The following is a 17,276-nucleotide window of genomic DNA, read 5'->3' as shown; positions in this document are numbered from 1 at the left end:
CCGCGGCCGGTGCCACCGGTGACGTGGAGGTCACTGCCGAGGTGGACGGCGGCGGGCTGAACCGGGTGGTGTTCGCCGCCCAGGTCGGCAACGGGCCCTGGCACACCCTGGGTTCGGCCGACCACGCGCCGTACAGGGTGACCCAGCACCTGCCGGACACGGTGCGCGCCGGAACACCGGTGCGCTACAAGGCCGTCGTGGTCGACCACGCGGGACGCACCGCGAGCGACACCGCCGCCACCACCGCCGGACAACCCCCCGCCCCCGAGAAGCCGAGCGCGGTGGACCGCCCCTACGCCGTGGTGCACTACCGGCGGACGGACGGCGACTACGACGGCTGGCAGCTCAAGTCGGGCGCCACAACCGCGGACTTCACCGGCCGTGACGCCTACGGAGCCTTCGCCTGGGTGAAACTGGACGACCGTGCCGGCGACGTGACCTACACCGTCGAGAAGGACGGCACCGCGGACGGCCCGCGGCGCACCCTCGAGACGGCGGAGACCGGAGAGGTCTGGATCGAGCAGGGGAAGGACGGGCAGGCGGTGACCGCACCCGAAGGTGCCTATCCGCCGCAGGACCAGAAGAAGGCCGTCCTTCACTACCACCGCTCCGACGGCGACTACGACGGCTGGGGCCTGCACACCTGGACCGGCGCGGCCAACCCGACCGACTGGTCCAAGCCGCTGCGCCCGGTTGGCCGGGACAGCTTCGGCGTGACCTTCGAAGTGCCCCTCGCCGACGGCGCCACGTCCCTCAGCTACATCGTCCACAAGGGCGACGAGAAGGACATCGCCAGCGACCGGTCCCTGGACTTCGCCACCCACGGGAAGGACGTCTGGCTCCTCGGCGGCACCGCCGGCTACCTGCTGCCGACCGTGGGCTCCGCCCCCGACCTGGACCTCGGCGCCTCCAAGGCCCAGTGGATCGACGCGGACACGGTGGTGTGGAACGTCAAGGCCACCGACGCCACCAGCCAGCAGCTCGTGTACGCCCCCAAGGGCGACATCACCGTCAAGGACGGCGCCCTCTCCGACGAGGGGCACTGGCTGCGTCTGGTGCCGACGACCCTCAGCGACGCCCAGAAGGCGAAGTTCCGGCACCTGAAGGACGGCACCGCCTGGTCCGTCGACCCGCGTGACCGGGACCGGGTGCGGGAGGCGCTGCGCGGCCAGCTCATCGCCACGCAGCGGGCCGCCAACGGCGCGCTGCTCGCGGCGACGGGCGTCCAGACCCCCGGCGTGCTGGACGACCTCTACGGTGCGGCGCGCAAGGCCCGCCTCGGACCCGTCTTCGACCGGGGCAGGCCCACCCTGTCCATCTGGGCCCCCACGGCGAAGAGCGTGTCCCTCGACCTGGACGGCCGGCGCGTAGCGATGCGCCGCGACGGCGACACGGGCGTCTGGTCGGTGACCGGATCGCGTGCCTGGAAGGGCAAGCCGTACCGGTACGTCGTCACGGTGTGGGCCCCGGCGGCCCGCAGGATCGTCACCAACAAGGTCACCGACCCGTACTCCGTGGCTCTGACTGCCGATTCCGCACGCAGTCTCGTCGTCGATCTGAAGGACAGGTCCCTGGCGCCCGCGGGATGGTCCGGGCTGGACAAACCCCCGGCCGTCCCGCTCAAGGACGCGCAGATCCAGGAGCTGCACGTCCGCGACCACTCCGTGGAGGACTCGACCGTCCCGGCGACGGAGCGGGGCACGTACAGGGCCTTCACCGACAAGAACTCGGCGGGCAGCAGACACCTCCGTGCCCTGGCCAAGGCGGGTACCTCGTACGTGCACCTGCTTCCGGTTTTCGACTTCTCGACCGTTCCCGAGAAGGCCGTCGACCGGGCCGTCCCCGCATGCGACCTTGCCTCCTATCCGGCCGACTCCGCCGAGCAGCAGGAGTGCGTGGCGAAGGGCGCCGCCGAGGACGCCTACAACTGGGGCTACGACCCCTACCACTTCACCGTCCCCGAGGGCTCCTACGCCACCGATCCGGACGGGACGCGGCGCACGGTCGAGTTCCGCGAGATGGTCAAGGCGCTCAACGAGGACGGCCTGCGGGTCGTGATGGACGTGGTCTACAACCACACCGTCGCAAGCGGTCAGGCCGAGGCCTCGGTCCTCGACAAGGTGGTGCCCGGCTACTACCACCGGCTGCTGGCCGACGGCTCCGTGGCCACCTCGACCTGCTGCGCGAACACGGCTCCCGAGAACGCCATGATGGGCAAGCTGGTCGTCGACTCGGTCGTCACCTGGGCCAGGGAGTACAAGGTCGACGGCTTCCGCTTCGACCTCATGGGCCACCACCCGAAGGCCAACATCCTCGCCGTCCGCGAGGCCCTCGACGCGCTGACCCCCGAGAAGGACGGCGTCGACGGCAAGAAGATCATCCTGTACGGGGAGGGCTGGAACTTCGGCGAGGTCGCCGACGACGCCCGCTTCGTCCAGGCCACCCAGAAGAACATGGCCGGCACCGGCGTCGCGACCTTCTCCGACCGGGCCCGCGACGCCGTGCGCGGCGGCAGCCCCTTCGACGCCGACCCCGGCGTCCAGGGCTTCGCCTCCGGCCTGTACACCGACCCCAACTCCTCGAAGGAGAACGGCACCGAGGCCGAGCAGAAGGCCCGCCTGCTGCACTACCAGGACCTGATCAAGGTCGGCCTCTCCGGCAACCTCGCCGCCTACCGCTTCACCGACACCGACGGCAAGGAGGTCAAGAGCTCCGAGGTCGACTACAACGGCGCCCCCGCCGGGTACGCCGAGGCCCCGGGCGACGCCCTCGCCTACGCCGACGCGCACGACAACGAGACCCTGTTCGACGCGCTCGCGTACAAGCTCCCCGCCGACACGTCCGCCGACGACCGGGCCCGCATGCAGGTCGTCGCCATGGCGACCGCCGCCCTCTCGCAGGGCCCGGCGCTCTCCCAGGCGGGCACCGACCTGCTGCGCTCCAAGTCGCTGGACCGCAACTCCTTCGACAGCGGCGACTGGTTCAACGCGATCCACTGGAACTGCGCCGACGGCAACGGCTTCGGCCGGGGGCTGCCGCCGGCCACCGACAACGAGGCCAAGTGGCCCCACGCCAAGGCCCTGCTCGGCGCCGTGAGGGTCGGCTGCGCGCAGATCCAGGGCGCCTCGGCCGCCTACCGGGACCTGCTGAGAATCCGTACCACGGAGAAGGCCTTCTCCCTCGACACGGTGGCACAGGTGCAGTCGGCGCTCTCCTTCCCGCTCTCCGGGAAGGACGAGACGCCCGGCGTGATCACCATGAAACTGGGTGACCTGGTCGTCGTCTTCAACGCCACGCCCGACCGGCGGTCCCAGCGGCTGACGGTGCCGGGCGCAGGCGCCTACCGGCTGCACCCGGTGCAGGCCGCCGGAGCGGACCGTGTGGTCAGGACGGCGACCTACACGAAGAGCACCGGCACCTTCCAGGTACCGGGCCGTACCGTGGCGGTCTTCACGCGCTGACAGGGAACCGGCCGCGAAGTGCCCGTACCGGCGGCCCGGTACGGGCACTTCTGTGTTCGGGGGCCGGAACGGGAGAGGGGCGATGGCTTTCGGTCTTATCGTGACCGCCTCACTGAGCACGGCCATGTGTTCGTTTGTCGACGGCAGCGCGGTCCAGTGACAGGAGTAAGTCATGCCGCTTCATCCGTCAGTAATCTCACGGGGCCCGCAGGTTCATGCGTCAGTCCGTGCCCTGTCATCCTGCGGCGCGATGCCGACTCGGCCGCTGAGCTGCTTGTTCATAAGGAACCGCGTCTCGTGGGGGTCATCGAAACCGGCACCGCTGATTGCTGAAATTTGCCGCAATATTTTTCATACCCCTGCCGGACCTACGTACTCTGAGGGTGTCCGTTCAGCAAGTGAAGGGGAGCACTCTGATGAAGCGGTTGGTGCGTTCGACTTTCATGGTGTGCGCGGTGGCTCTGGCCATGGCCGCGCCCGCCACGGTGGCCCACGCCGGGTCCCAGGAGCATGCGGAGAACGAGGCCTCCGTGCCCGCGTGCCTGACGTACAGCCCGGGGTGGCGCTACACGTTCGTGAACAACGACTGCCCCACCCCCCACAGGGTGAAGGTCCTGTACGGCGATGGAACGGACGTTCCCTGCCAGGAGGTGGCCCCGCGAGACTGGTTCACCTTCCCGGGCTACGGAACCGAGGGGAACACGGTCGAGGGCATCGTCCTGTGCGACCAAGCCGACGGTGCCTGACCGCACCGCGGAACGGACGAGCGCTCCCAGCCTGCGGGGAGCGCTCGTCTTCGCCGAGTGGTGACGACGGCATGCCTGGTCCGGCAGGCGTTCAGGAGCCGCCGGACCGGACGCCCGTCACCCCGGCTGCGACCGTCGAGCGGACGGCTTGATGATCCCCTGAGGCGAGGGCGAGGGCGAGGGCGAGGGCGAGGGCGAGGGCGAGGGCGAGGGCGAGGGCGCGGACGCGGACGCAGGAACGGTCTGGGTCAGCTGGCGTTGCTCCAGCCGCCTGTGCTGGAGTACGAGTCGAGCAGGTCCACCACGAAGACCAGGGTCGAGCCCGCCGGGATCAACGGCGAGGGCGACTGGTTGCCGTAGCCGAGACGCGGGGGAACGACGATCTCGCGGCGACCGCCGACCTTCATCCCCCTCAACCCCCGGTCCCAGCCCTTGATGACCCTGCCGCCGCCCAGGGCGAACTTGAAGGGCTGGTCACGGTCCCAGGAGGAGTCGAACTCCTTCCCGGTCTCGAAGGTCACCCCGACGTAGTGGACCCTGACCACCGTGCCCGGCTTCACCTCGGCCCCGTCCCCGACGACCAGGTCCCGGATGGTCAGCTCGGCAGGCGCAGCACCCTCCGGGACGTCGACCTCTGGCTTCGTCAGTTCACTCATCGCAGTTTCGTCACTCCCCGTCGCAGACCCTCGTGCGGGCCGACCCGGCACATGGACACTCCATGCGGCAGGGGATCACGCTAACGCGCTTGCCGGTTTCCGGAGCGCACCGGATCAGTGACCGCGTACGCGGTCCGTCGCACGGCCGGCGCACGAGCCCCCGCACGCCCGGGCGGGAAGCGGCAGAGAAGGCCAGGGCCGACGCGCACCGTTCAGTCGACTGCGTCGAGCCGCGCCGCCGCCCACAGCTCCCTGGACGACGAGACGACCTCGGCCAGGCCGTGCCGCAGGGGGCATCTCCGGCTGCCGGCCGAGTACCCGGCGGGCGAGGGTGATCTCCGGCCGACGCAGTTGCGGGTCGTCCTCCCTGCCGGGCAGGAAGGTGATCTCGGCGTCTGATCAGCATCAGTTCCCGAACAGTCCGGGACGGCTGCCCGGACAAGCGCATGGTCTGCTCGGTACGGCGCCCGATGTTCTGCAGGGCCTTCGGCCGGGAGGCATGCCCGTGTACAGTGAAGACCGCCCTTGACCTGCACAAAGCAGGCAAGGAGCCGTCTTCCAGAAGTCCGACATGCTGCGCACCATGTTCAAGTCCAAGATCTAGCATTTGGGTGTTTTTGCAGGTCAAAGGCTTGATGGCCCCGATCGGGTCAGCAAGCGGCCAGCATCGGGCGCGGGAGCGTCCCAGCTGCTGACCTGGTGGCCGCCATGACGGGGGACCCGAACACAGGTGCCTGGCTCCCGCCTGGGAGGTTCGCTGCGTGACTCGACAGCTCGTCCGCGGCACGGGTCCTGAGCGAGTGGGCTGTCGGGGCCGAAGCGGCGTTCCTTATGGGTACCGCCCGCCCCTCCGGCCGCTACCGCGACCTCGCCCGCCCCGGTGCCCTTCTCGTCCCCTGCGCCGGCGCCATCGGCCTCGGCTTCGGCACCATCGTCATTTCCAAGACCGAGACCGAAGCCGCAGCCGACTCCACTGCGGCGGCCCTCCGCGTAACCTGCTGCCTCATGATCACCCGTGCCCGCGAGCGGGGCTGGCCCCGGGTCTGCAGGGCAGCCGGTTTGCCGCGTCACCTGAGGGCCTGCACGGGTAGGCGATGATGCGCTAAGCGCCCACTGGGTGAGATGTCCGAGGGAAGGACGGGCGGCCGCCCGACGTACGTACGGCAGGGAACCCCAGTATCCGCCATGCCGCCGCCTCCCAGCAGCGATACCGGATGCATGGACACGATGATCACCGCGCCCCGCGCCGAGGTGCTGCGGGACCGCTACCGCAGCCGACTGCCCGAGCGCTTGCAGGAGCTGGCCGGCCCCATCGAGGGCAACGTGGACCTGCCGCTCCACATCGTCTGGTCCGGGCGGACGAGCTACAGCCTGGACCGTCCGAAGTCCCGCATGACGTTCTACCGGACCGTCCTCGCCGAAGGACTGCGCGAGGACCTGGTGACCCTCCTGCACCACCGGCTGCTCACCGAGCAGTGGCCCGTGCTGCGGCGCTTGATCAGCCCCTACATCCGCGAGGTCTGGGAGAACGCTTTCCCCGAGCTGCCCCGCACCGCTCCGGCCGACACGACCGCCGCGTGAAGCTCACTCCGCTCCACGAGCGTCTCCTCGCCGACATCCTCGACCTCGGCTCCCCCCACCCTCTGGTCCTCACCGGCGGATAGAAGGAAGCACGGCGTCACGCAGGACGGATATCTCCTGCGCGGCCCGAGCGGCTACTACACGGAACCGATGGAACGCCGCGTGTATGGTCCGGATTTGCGTCGTGTGTAGGTCGGGGTTGGTGCGCGGCCACAGTACGGATGCCGACGCGGAGGCGACGAGGAGCGGGGGAGCAGAGTCGATGCCCTCGCCTCGGCCGGTGTAAGGAGCACAGGTCCGCGGGCACATGGGGTGCGACGACGCGACACCTCGACGTCTCCGCTTGCGCCAAGGCGAGCCGGTGAGGTTCGGCGTGCAGTTGTCCAGCTAGGGGCGCCGCGCTGCGGCTATTCGGCTACACGAGTGGTTGACCTGGGCAGATGAGGCTTTCAGCGTCTTTCACAAGCGTGCTGTCCGTAGGCGATAACGTATGTCACATGGAGCTTGCCCTGAAGGTTGACGAGGTGGTCGGTGGCGACTTGGAGGCTTTGCTCCGTTGGCTCCACGAAGAGCGGAGCCTGCGCGGGCAGGCGCGGGTGTTCATGGGAGGGGCTCAGCCCCCGCCTCCCGGTAGCATGGGGGGCTTTTCCCTGGAGGTCGTGAATGTCGTGCTCTCCAACTCGATCGCCCTGGGCAGCCTGCTGACAACCTTGGTGGCCTGGCGCTCCAGCCGGCCGTCACCGCCGCCAGCCGTGCGCATCGAGGTGAACGGTGTGCCGGTGACCGTGAACACCGACGATCCCGAAGTGATCCGTTCCCTCATCGACACGCTCCGCAGGGCGGACTCCAGTTCCGGTTCCGTTGCGGACGATCCCGACGCCGCCTCGACCTCCGGCTCCTGAGGTCCCGTATGGCCGATGCGATCTCCCGGACCGACGCCTCCAACGTGGTGCTGATCGGCTGTCACCGCTTCACCGCACTGGAGGATCTGCCCGCCGTTGCGAACAACCTCACCAGCCTTCGGGACCTGCTGGCCGACCCGAGCGTCTGGGGTGTGCCGGAGGATCGGATTGAAGTGCTGGCCCAACTGCCGGGCAGCGACGATATCTTGGACGCGGTTGAGCGAGCTGCCGCAAGCGCCGTTGACACACTGGTCGTGTACTACGCGGGGCACGGCCTGATCGACCCGCTGACCGGGGAGCTGTACCTGGCCCTTGCGGGGTCGAGCAAGGGAAGTCACCGCGTCCGCTCAGCGCTTCGCTTCGATGATCTGAGGCGCGCCATCCACAGCAGTCGCGCCGAGAAGAAGGTAGTACTTATTGACTGCTGCTTCAGTGCCCGGGCGCTGGTGGGCGCGATGGGTAGCAGCGAGGCGACAGACGTCGTCGACAAAGCCGTCGTGGAGGGCACCTGCGTCATCACCGCTGCCTCGGAGACGGCTGAGGCCCGCGCCGAGCCCGGGGAGGAGTTCACGGCCTTCACCGGTGCGCTGCTCGACACCCTGAAGAAGGGGGTGACGGGCGCCGGTGAACTGCTCGACATGGAGATTCTGTACCACAAGATCTACACCGAACTCGATGCCGCGTCCCGCCCGTTGCCGCAGAAGCAGAACCGCAACACAGCAGGGCGGATCTGCATCGCCCGCAACCGCGCCCATGCCCTGGTGCCCCTGGGGCATCGGCCCAATGGGGCGGGCCCGACGCTCGCCGCGTCGCAGGTGCGCATCTACTCGGCCACCGGTGACCTGGTCGGTTCCGGGTTCCTCGTCGCCGCCGACGTGGTGTGTACCTGTGCGCACGTCATCACGATGGCACTCGGGATGCGCCATGCGGAGCCGGTGCCCAGCGACTCCTGGGTGCAACTCGACTTTCCGCGGCTCAGAGGCTGTCCCAAGGCCAGGGCGAGTGTCGTGTCCTGGCGACGTGACGGAGAGGATATGGCGCTGCTGCGGCTCGATGGAGTAGTCGACGATAGTTGGCCGGCGCCGCTTGTCGACGCAGCCGACGTGTGGCAGCACCCGTTCCGGGTGTTCGGCTTCCCGCGCTACTACGACGACGGCGTATGGGTCTCGGGCACGCTGCGTGCGCAGCAGGCATCGGGCTGGGTACAGATGGAGGCGCAGGAGCCAGGGCCGGCCATCGGAGCAGGTTTCAGCGGGGCGCCGGTCTGGGACGAGACGCTGGACGGCGTCGTCGGGATGACGGTCGCCGTGCACGGGGGCGAGGAGCGCACCGCGTATCTGGCGCTGCTGGCCGACCTGGTTCAGGAACAGACGCTCCAGCAGCGATGTCCGTTCCCAGGGCTCGCGGCATTCACGGAGGACGACGCGGAGTTCTTCTTCGGCCGCGAAAGTGACACCGACCGCCTGTACACGGCTGTGCTCAATCAGAGCGTGACACTGGTGGCGGGGCCTTCGGGGTGCGGAAAGTCGTCCCTCGTACTGGCAGGGCTGCTGCCCAGGCTGCGAGCCCAGGGCATGAGAGTATCCGAGCTGCGGCCGTTGCCCGGGGTGCCGGCGTCCAAAGCTCTCGCCAAGGCCCTGACCAACACCCTGGAGCCGGAGCTTGGCGAGGTCGAACGGCTCGCCAAGAGTGATGAACTGACACAGCTCCTGGAGACCGGCGGCAACGCACCCGCCGAACTGCGCGGCAAGGTCCTCGCTTGCGGAGAAGGCCCCGGGCACATCATCTTCGTCGATCAACTCGAGGAGTACGCGGACGCCGAGCCTGCCGCCGCGAGAGACCTGCTCACGCTGCTCGCCGCCCTGTCAGGCCAGGACGGCGTGGCGGTGCTGCGGGTGGTCGCCACCGCGCGGCCCGCCTCCCTCGAACTACTGAAGACGCCCGACGCGTTCGACCTCGCCGGCGACGCCGTACAGTTCCTTGCCCCGCTGCCCGTCAACGATCTGGGGCGGGCGATATCCGCGTCCGTCGACGCCGTGCCGGGGCTGTGGTTCGAGCCGGGACTACCTGAACGGATCGTCGCGGATTCATGCAACGAGCCCGGGCGGATGCCACTCGTCCAGTTCGCCCTCACCGAGCTATGGACCCGTCGCACCCGCTCGACGCTCACCCACGCCGCCTACGACTTCCTGGGCGGCGTGCCGGGCTGTGTGGTCACATACGCGGACCGGGTGCTCTCCGAACTGCCCGAAGGTCAACAAGAGTGGGCTCGACGGTTGTTCATACAGTTGGCCCGACCCGGTGACGGTGACACGTTCTCCCCTCGATCCGCGCGTGCCGCCGACCTCGCCCCTGAAATCATGGAGGTAGCACAGAAGTTGGCCGCCAGTAGGCTCGTTGTGCTCTCACCTGCCCCAGGTGGCGCGGTCCAGGAGGAGATCGTCGATCTGGCGCACGAGGCGCTGATCGGACTCTGGCCGGCCCTTGGGCTCTGGCTCGTCGAGTCCCGGGACTTCCGCCTCTGGCAGGAAGCACTGCGGGCTGACCTCAACCGCTGGGAGATTCAGCATCGCGACCCTGCACGCCTGTTGCGCGGTGCCGACCTCGCGGAGGCCGAACGCCGGATGGCATTGGACCCCACAGACATCGTCGCCGACGAGCGCGACTACATCCTGTTGAGCCGCCACTTGCGGCGCCGTGTCCGTCTCAGCCAGGCCGCCATCGGCTCGCTGGCCGTTCTCACCGTGCTCGCCGCCGTACTGGCACTCTTCGGTTGACCACCGGCCGCACACCGGCGAGGCTTCGATCACGGCACCGTATTTGCTTCTGCAGGGGGGCACGCCTGCCCGAGTCCGCGCTGGAGTGGTCATCCCTGCCCCCACTGCGGGAGGCCGTGCGTGTCGTAGCCGCCACTGAGCCGGGCGGTGAGCAGAGTGGGTTCGGCGGGGTTGACGGTGAGCGGCATGCCTGCTCGTCGGCCTGCCGGGCATCGTCGGTGCGGCCGAGGTCGCGCAGAAGCGACGCCCGGGCGGCGTGGAGGCGATGGCAGCGACCGGTCCGGTCGGCCAGGGCGTCGACCCGGGCCAGGGCGGCGGCCGGCCTGTCGTGTGACGACTCACGACCGTCCGGCGATGGACTGGCGGCTGCGGAGCGTTTCCCAGTGGACGGTGCGGTCGCACCAGCGGTCCAGGAGGGTGCGGTCGTGGCCGACGGCCAGCAGGCCGGCACCGGTCGTCCGGCGGTAGTCCTCGACGGCCGTGACGAGTGCGGCGGTGGTGGAGGCGTCCAGCATGGCGGTCATCTCGTCGCAGATCAGCCAGCGCGGGCGCAGGACGAGGGCGCGGGCGAGGCAGGCGCGTTGGAGTTGGCCGTCGCTGACTTCGTGGGGGCGTCTGCCGAGCAGGTCCGGGGTCAGGCCGACGGTTGCGGCGAGTTCGGTGACCCGCTCGGGCAGTCGTGCGTCTTGGCGGCCGGTGGCGCGCAGGGGTTCGGCGATCAGGTCGGTGAGCTTCAGTCGAGGGTCCGCGGAGAGTCTGGGCTGCTGGAAGATGACGCCGAAGGCGGTGCGTTGTTCGCGGGGGGCGCGGTGGCGCCAGTGGCGTACCGGTGCGCCGTCGAGGCGGACGGTGCCGGAGTCGGGGCGGTGCAGGAGGGCGGCGACCCGGGCGAGAGTGGATTTGCCGCAGCCGCTGGGGCCGAGCAGACCGACGGCTTCGCCCGGCTCGACGGTGAGGGAGGCGTTTCGGACGACCGGTGCGTGGCTGTCGTAGCCGGCGGTGATGGCGTGCAGTTCAAGCACGGGCGTCCTCCGCGACGTGCGGGTGGTGGCAGGCGATGGCGTTGGCCAACGGAGGGGCAGTGGTGCAGGTGCCGGTGGTGCGGTCGCAGCGTGGGGCGAAGGCGCAGCCTTCGGGGAGGTCGCCGAGTTCCGGGGGCATGCCGGGGATGGGGGTGAAGGCGCGGTCGGGCAGGGCGGCGAGCAGGCCCCGGCTGTAGGGGTGGCGGGGGCCGGGAGCGCCGAAGAAGGCGGCTGCGGCCGCGACCTCGACGATGCGGCCCGCGTACATGACAGCTACCCGGTCGGCGATGCGCTCTGCGGCGTTCAGGTCGTGAGTGATCATCAGCAGAGCCCGGTCACCGTCGTCGACGTGCCGTCGCAGTTCGTCGACCGTGTGCTCCACCAGGTCGCGGTCGAGCCCGGTTGTCGGTTCGTCGGCCAGCAGGAGGGGCGCGTCGCCGACGAGGGCGAGGGCGGTGGCGGCCCGTTGGGCGAGGCCGCCGGAGAGTTCGTGCGGGTGGCGGTCGAGGTGGTCGACGGGGAATGCCGTACGGGACGCGGCTGTCTCGGCGGCTTTGCGTACGGCCGCGCGGCCTCGTACGTCCGTCAGCGCGGCGACCGTCTCCTCCAGTTGGGAGCGGATGGTGCGCACGGGGGTGAGGTGAGCGGCCGGGCTCTGGGGGACGAGGCCCACGCGGCGGCCCCGGACGGTGCGGGCGAGGGTCCGTTCATCGGCGGCGAGCAGGTCGAGGTCGCCGAGGCGGGCTTCACCGGCGGTCTGGGCGTTGGCGGGGAGCAGGCCGAGGAGGGCGGAGGCGAGGACGGACTTGCCGCAGCCGCTTTCGCCGATCAAGGCGAGGCATTCGCCCGGCGCGACGTCGAAGCGAGCGTCGGTGACGGCTGCGATGCGGCGCCCGCCGGGCATGAGGAAGCGCACCGACAGGCCGCGTACCGAGAGGATCGGGGGTGGCTGGCTCACAGCATCAGCTCCGACCGGCGGCGGGGGTTGATTCGTTCCCGCCAGGCTCCGGCGAGGCCGGCGATGGCGAGGGTGGGGACGATGATGAACAGGCCGGGGAAGAGGGTCGGCCACCACTGTCCGGCGAGCAGTGAGCCGCGTGCGCTCTGGATGAGGTTGCCGAGGCTGGCCATATGGGTGGGCAGGCCGAGGCCGAGGAAGGACAGGGCCGACTCGTGCCACATGGCGTGCGGCACCATCAGGACGGCGGCGAGCGCGGCCTGAGGCAGTACGCCGGGAAGCAGGTGCCGTACCGCGACCCGCCACCGGGACGCCCCGCCGGAGACGGCGGCGTCGATGTACGGCCGTGAGCGCAGGGAGAGGACCTCGGCGCGGACGATGCGCGCGGTCGAAAGCCAGTGGGTGAGCGCGACGGAGACCACCACCGGCCAGACGCCCGGCCGGAACATCGCGACGATGAAGATGCCGAGCAGCAGGTGGGGAACGGAGGAGAAGGCGTCGACGAGCCGCATGAGGGCCCGGTCGGCCCACCCGCCCAGCGCCCCGGCGGTGGCACCCACGGCCGTGCCGATCACGGTCGCGGTGAGCGCCGCGGCCACGCCGACGAGCAGGGAGACCCGCAGCCCGTAGACACAGCGCAGCAGCAGGTCCCGGCCCACGTCGTCGGTGCCGAAGGGATGCGCCCAGGAGGGCGTCAGCAGCTTGGCGGACAGGTTGACGGCCTGCTGGTCGAGCTGGACCAGCGGCGGTACGAGCAGCACGGCGAGCGCGGTCATCGTCAGCAGGACGACCGAGGTGCGCACCCGCAGCGTGCGGGTGGAGCGGCGGCTCGTGCCGGGGGAGCGCCATGCGGTCCCCGACGGCTTCTCGGTCTCGGCTATGGCCTCAGCCATGGGAGTCACATTTCACTGAGTTTCACCCTCGGGTCGAACAGTCCGTAGAGGAGGTCGGCGAGCAGGTTGCCGACGAGGACGGCGGCGGTGGCCAGCGTGGTGAGGGCGGCGAGCAGGGGGAAGTCGACGGCGGTGGCCGCTTCGACGGTGGCCGCCGCGATGCCGGGCCAGCTGAAGACGCTCTCCACCAGCAGCGCGCCGGTGATGAGTTCGGGGACACGGGAGCCGATCAGGGTGAGGACCGGAAGGAGTCCGGAGCGCAGGGCGTGTCCCAGCAGGACGGCGCTCTCGCTCAGGCCCCGTGCACGGGCGCCGCGCACCGGGTCCTCCGCCAGGGCGTCGCCGACCCCCTGGCGCACGTAGAGGGTGAACCAGGGGATCTGGGAGACGGCGAGCACACCGGCGGGCAGGACGAGGTGGCTCGCGACCTGCCCCGCGGTGACCTGCTCGCTTGCGGTGTCAGTGAGGCCGCCCGCCGGGAGGACGTCCAGTCGGAGGGCGAACAGCCAGATGGCCAGCAGGGCGATCCAGAAAACCGGCGCCGCCTCCAGGGTGTAGGCGAGCGAACTGACGATCCGGTCGAGCCACGATCCGGAGCGGCGGGCGGCCAGCACCCCCAGGACCGTGCCTGCCAGTACGGCCACGACGAACGCGACCGCGCACAACAGCGAGGACCACACCAGGCGTTCGCCGATGACCTGTGTCACCGGCTGCCGCAGCACGCTGGACTGGCCCAGGTCGCCGCCGAGAGCGGAGGTCAGCCACTCCCACCAGCGGGCGATGAAGGGCCGGTCCGCGCCGAGGTTGTCCCTCAGCCGGTCCAGGGTCTCCTGGTCGGCGCCGAGGGCGGCCGTGCCGGCGTAGGCCTTGACGGGGTCGAAGGGGGAGGCCGCGGCGATGGCGAACACGCCGAAGGTGACGACGAGGAGGATGGGGGCGGCGAACAGCAGCCGCCTCCCCGCCAGACGTGCCATCGCGCCCCAGGGCAGGAAGGTGGTGGTCACTTCTTCGGCTGCCAGTCCTCGATGTCCCACCACGGGCCGCTGGCGAAGCCGTGCTCGTGCGGCTCGAGCTGCGTGGTCAACCCGTCCCAGCGGTCCGCGAGAACGTACAGATGGTCGATGTGGGTCAGGAACGTGTAGCCAGGGTCTGCCACCAGGGCGCGCTGCAGCGTGTCGTAGGCGGCCCTTCGGGTCGCCGTGTCCGAGCTGCGGCGGCCGGTGTCGAGTGCCTTGTCCACGGTCGGGTTGTCGTAGCGGGCCATGTTGTTGAAGCCGTCGCCGGCGAGGGAGGAGTGCAGCAGGGTGTAGAGGCCGAAGTCGGGGTCGCCGGTGCTGCCGAAGCCCGCGAGGACGGCGTCGTTCTTCATGCGGGGCTCGATGACCTCCCAGGTGGCGCTCTCCACCGTCACGTCGATGCCGGCCTTCTTGGCGTCGGAAGCGTAGGCGAGGGCGTGGTCCTGGCGGACCTTGTCGCCCGAGGGGTAGAGCAGGGTGAACGCCGCCCGCTGTCCGTCCTTGGCGCGGATGCCGCCCTTGCCGGTCCTCCAGCCCGCGCGGTCCAGGATCCGCTTGGCCTTGGTGAGGTCTTGTCCGCGCTCGATGCCCTTCGCGTACCAGGGGTCGTCGACGGGCAGCGGCCCGTGCGCCGGTCGGCCGGCGCCGTCGAGGATCTTGTCGACCATGGCCTCGCGGTCCACGGCGGCGTCGAGGGCCTGCCGGACGGCGCGGTCGGCGGTGACCTTGTTCTCCTGCGGAAGGGTGACGGTGCGGAAGTCGTAGGACTTCGCGTCGTACGTCTTCCTGCCGTTGTCGCTCTTGAAGGTGGCGGCCAGGTTGGGCGGGAGGACGGCCCCGTCCAGGTCGCCCGCGCGCAGCCGGGTGGCGCGCACGTTGTCGTCCGCGATGACCGCCATGGTGAACGTCTTCACCTTCGGTACGCCGCCCCAGTAGTGCGGGTTGGCCTTGAAGGTGAGCTTCTCGCCCTTGCGCCAGGCCGAGAGAACGTACGGGCCGGTGCCGACCGGCTTGGTGTTGAAGGAGCCGGTGTTGGGGTCCTGCTTGGCGGCGATGTGCTCGGGGACGATGGGCAGGACCGTGCGCCCGGCGAACGGGGCGTAGGGGTACTTGAGGGTGAAGACCACCTTGTCGTCGCCGTCGGCCCGCACGTCCTTGATGGCGTTCAGCTCGCTGCGGGCCGTGTTGTTGGTCTTCGCGTCGAAGATCTTGTCGTACGTGAAGACCACGTCGGCGGCGGTGAGGGGCTCGCCGTCGCTGAACTCCACGCCGTCACGCAGGGTGTAGGTGTAGGTGAGCCCGTCGGCGGCCACCTCGGGGAGGGCCTTCGCCAGGGCCGGTCTCAACTTCAGACCGGCGTCCCGGGCGAGGAGGCCGTCGAAGATCTTCGAGTTGCCGTCCTTGCCGTAGCCCAGCAGGGGGCTGAGGGTGTCGGGCTCCGAGGCCACCCCGATCACGACCGAGTCGGCGGAGTTGCCGCCGCTTTCGCCGTCGCTGGGCGCGGAGCAGGCGGCGACCCCGGCCACCACCGCCGCCACCGTGACGGCGGCACCTCGTATTCGACGGGTCGTCATGAGCCTCACACCCTTGTTGCTTGTGGTTAGTTGTTGCATGTCATGTGCGATGGCGGGACTACCCGGGAGGACTACCCGGGCACGTCGCGCGTCAGTCCGTCACCGATGAAGCGCGGGGCGGGCGTCTTGCCAGGGGGCAGGCGGAGTTCCAGGGTGCTCATAAGCCCGCCGCGGCGGCCGTGCGGGCTGGATGCTGCGGGCCGAGGAAGACCGCGATGCCGCTGCCCTGCGGAGAGGGATGGGTGGCCTGGGTCCAGCCCTGGCTGCGGTAGAAGGAAGCAGCCCGGGGTGCCCCGACCGAGGTGAGAAGCCGGCTGCGGCCTTTGGGGGCGTCGGCGGTGACGGCCTCCAGGAGCGCGGCGGCGAGGCCGGTGCCCTGGGCGGAGGGGCGGACGGCGAGTTCGTCGATCTCGCGGGCGCCGCACAGCCAGTCAAGGGTGCGCTCGGTGCCGAGCCCGGCGGCGGCCTGCCGGTAGCAGCGGTCATCGGGGAAGGGTGCGAGGGTGGTCCAGGCTGTGGCGAAGCCGAGCACCTCCCCGTCGTTCACCGCGGTGACGGCCGTGAACCCCGGACGCCGTACGTTCCCCGGCAACCGTCCGACGAACTCGGCGGCCTTCTGCTCGTCCTCGTTCCACGGCGGGGCGCAGAAGGCGTCGACGTACACGGAGCGCAGTTCCTCGACGTGCGTGAGGAACTCGGCGCCCTTGAAGACACGGATGTCCATCAGGCCGCCACCGCCTTGGCCCCCGCAACGGCCTGGCAGCGCTCCTCGGCCAGGGATCGCACGCGGGAGTCCGCGGCGCCCTCGCTCACCACCACCAGGGTCCCCGCGCCGTGCTCGGCGCAGGCCGCCGCCACCGCATGCCCCGGCAGCCGCCCGTCACGGACCAGCCCGGCACCGGCCTCGTCACAGGACGACTCGATGCCGAGAACGATCGGAGGACCCATCACCCGCCCTTCCTGCACTCTCAAAGTTATTGCAACTATTGTGCAATAACTGGGTGCTGATGTGTACCCCTCCAGAGGTGCGCAGGTCACCGTCGTATACGTGCACATCCGTTGGTGGCCCCCGAACGCCAAGGCCCCGAGCAGCGACCCCTGTTAGCCCTCCCGCCCGCCGCTGTGACCATCGGCGGGACCGGCTCGAACGCCGGTGGTGGTCATCGGTGGGCGTTGCACCCCCTTGGCCTCCTTGACGCCTGGTGGGAGGCGCTGCCTTTGGGTATGCGAGGCGGGCTCTGGCTGTGGCGGGTGACGACCTTGCTCTGGAGATCGTGATGATGGCGGGGTGCGGGCTACGCAATGGTGAAGCCAGGGCCGTGAATACCAACAACCCGGTGGCGGATGACGTGTACCGGGTGCACGAGCAGATCCATTCCCCTACACATCAGCCGGCGAAGCTGAGACACCGCAAGGTGGGGGAGTTCCGGGAGGCAATCGAACGTTACGAGGCAAAGCACGGCACGACGAGGGAGGTTGTACGGCTTTCGGCACTACTTCGCCTCCAACGCACTCGGCAGCGGCATCCCGATCACGGACGTGGCCGAGTGGATGGGGCACAGGTCGATCGAGGAGACGTACCGCACCTGTCGGCACCTGATGCCGGGAAGCGTCGCCAAGGCGGCACGCGTCCTGAACGCCGGCCTGTGGGAGGCAGTCCGACGCCGCGACGAAACCTGTCGGGGCTGCG

At 70.0% G+C, this 17,276-nt stretch carries 13 protein-coding genes and 1 pseudogene; 6 read left to right on the top strand and 8 right to left on the bottom strand.

Going from position 1 to position 17,276, the window contains the following annotated elements; translation table 11 throughout:
• Together pulA and ACFWJB_RS07745 are read left to right on the top strand one after the other, a co-directional pair.
• Positions 1–3,461 (top strand): pullulanase-type alpha-1,6-glucosidase (pulA, locus tag ACFWJB_RS07750; protein ID WP_386920903.1); only part of this gene is annotated, 3,461 nt, incomplete at its 5' end.
• Between the two features lie 428 nt (positions 3,462–3,889).
• On the top strand, positions 3,890–4,207 hold the full coding sequence (locus tag ACFWJB_RS07745) for an alpha-amylase (protein WP_386920901.1): 318 nt from the start codon (positions 3,890–3,892) through the stop codon (positions 4,205–4,207).
• A 248-nt stretch (positions 4,208–4,455) separates the two neighbouring features.
• On the opposite strand, the gene ACFWJB_RS07740 is transcribed toward ACFWJB_RS07745, so the two are convergent.
• A complete protein-coding gene (locus ACFWJB_RS07740) occupies positions 4,456–4,863 on the bottom strand; it encodes an FKBP-type peptidyl-prolyl cis-trans isomerase (protein WP_386920899.1) in 408 nt (135 codons plus the stop codon).
• Positions 4,864–6,081: 1,218 nt separating this feature from the next.
• On the opposite strand from ACFWJB_RS07740, the gene ACFWJB_RS07735 reads away from it, so the two are divergent.
• The 3 genes from ACFWJB_RS07735 (at position 6,082) to ACFWJB_RS07725 (ending at position 10,123) form a co-directional block, all read left to right on the top strand.
• On the top strand, positions 6,082–6,444 hold the full coding sequence (locus ACFWJB_RS07735; RefSeq protein WP_386920897.1) for a hypothetical protein: 363 nt from the start codon (positions 6,082–6,084) through the stop codon (positions 6,442–6,444).
• A 497-nt stretch (positions 6,445–6,941) separates the two neighbouring features.
• Positions 6,942–7,346 carry a hypothetical protein gene (locus ACFWJB_RS07730; RefSeq protein ID WP_385462282.1) on the top strand — a complete coding sequence of 135 codons (405 nt, stop codon included), beginning with the start codon at positions 6,942–6,944 and terminating at the stop codon, positions 7,344–7,346.
• 8 nt (positions 7,347–7,354) lie between these two features.
• Entirely contained in the window at positions 7,355–10,123 is a 2,769-nt protein-coding gene (locus tag ACFWJB_RS07725) for a trypsin-like peptidase domain-containing protein (protein ID WP_386920895.1), read from the top strand.
• 338 nt (positions 10,124–10,461) lie between these two features.
• Here the strand turns inward: ACFWJB_RS07725 and ACFWJB_RS07720 are convergent, their stop codons facing one another.
• From ACFWJB_RS07720 to ACFWJB_RS07690, 7 genes are all read right to left on the bottom strand, one after another.
• Positions 10,462–11,145, bottom strand: a complete 684-nt coding sequence (locus tag ACFWJB_RS07720; RefSeq protein ID WP_386920893.1) for an ABC transporter ATP-binding protein — start codon at positions 11,143–11,145, stop codon at positions 10,462–10,464.
• Positions 11,138–12,049, bottom strand: a complete 912-nt coding sequence (locus ACFWJB_RS07715; RefSeq protein ID WP_386920921.1) for an ABC transporter ATP-binding protein — start codon at positions 12,047–12,049, stop codon at positions 11,138–11,140. The genes ACFWJB_RS07720 and ACFWJB_RS07715 overlap by 8 nt, the downstream gene beginning before the upstream one ends.
• A 50-nt stretch (positions 12,050–12,099) precedes the next feature.
• A complete protein-coding gene (locus ACFWJB_RS07710; protein WP_386920891.1) occupies positions 12,100–12,996 on the bottom strand; it encodes an ABC transporter permease in 897 nt (298 codons plus the stop codon).
• A gap of 5 nt (positions 12,997–13,001) precedes the next feature.
• A complete protein-coding gene (locus ACFWJB_RS07705; protein ID WP_386920919.1) occupies positions 13,002–13,970 on the bottom strand; it encodes an ABC transporter permease in 969 nt (322 codons plus the stop codon).
• Between the two features lie 26 nt (positions 13,971–13,996).
• A complete protein-coding gene (locus ACFWJB_RS07700; RefSeq protein WP_386920889.1) occupies positions 13,997–15,586 on the bottom strand; it encodes an ABC transporter substrate-binding protein in 1,590 nt (529 codons plus the stop codon).
• Between the two features lie 157 nt (positions 15,587–15,743).
• Entirely contained in the window at positions 15,744–16,310 is a 567-nt protein-coding gene (locus ACFWJB_RS07695; RefSeq protein WP_386920887.1) for a GNAT family N-acetyltransferase, read from the bottom strand.
• Positions 16,310–16,534 (bottom strand): hypothetical protein, encoded by a 225-nt coding sequence (locus ACFWJB_RS07690; RefSeq protein WP_386920885.1) that lies wholly within the window; start codon positions 16,532–16,534, stop codon positions 16,310–16,312. The genes ACFWJB_RS07695 and ACFWJB_RS07690 overlap by 1 nt, the downstream gene beginning before the upstream one ends.
• Before the next feature lie 275 nt (positions 16,535–16,809).
• Here ACFWJB_RS07690 and ACFWJB_RS07685 point away from each other — a divergent pair.
• A pseudogene (locus tag ACFWJB_RS07685) lies at positions 16,810–17,242 on the top strand (integrase); the annotation flags it as partial.
• Between the last annotated feature and the right edge of the window lie 34 nt (positions 17,243–17,276).

Source organism: Streptomyces sp. NPDC127100 (genome assembly GCF_042724095.1).
In the GTDB taxonomy this organism is placed as follows: Bacteria; Actinomycetota; Actinomycetes; order Streptomycetales; family Streptomycetaceae; genus Streptomyces.
This window is presented reverse-complemented; position numbering and strand designations above follow the sequence as displayed.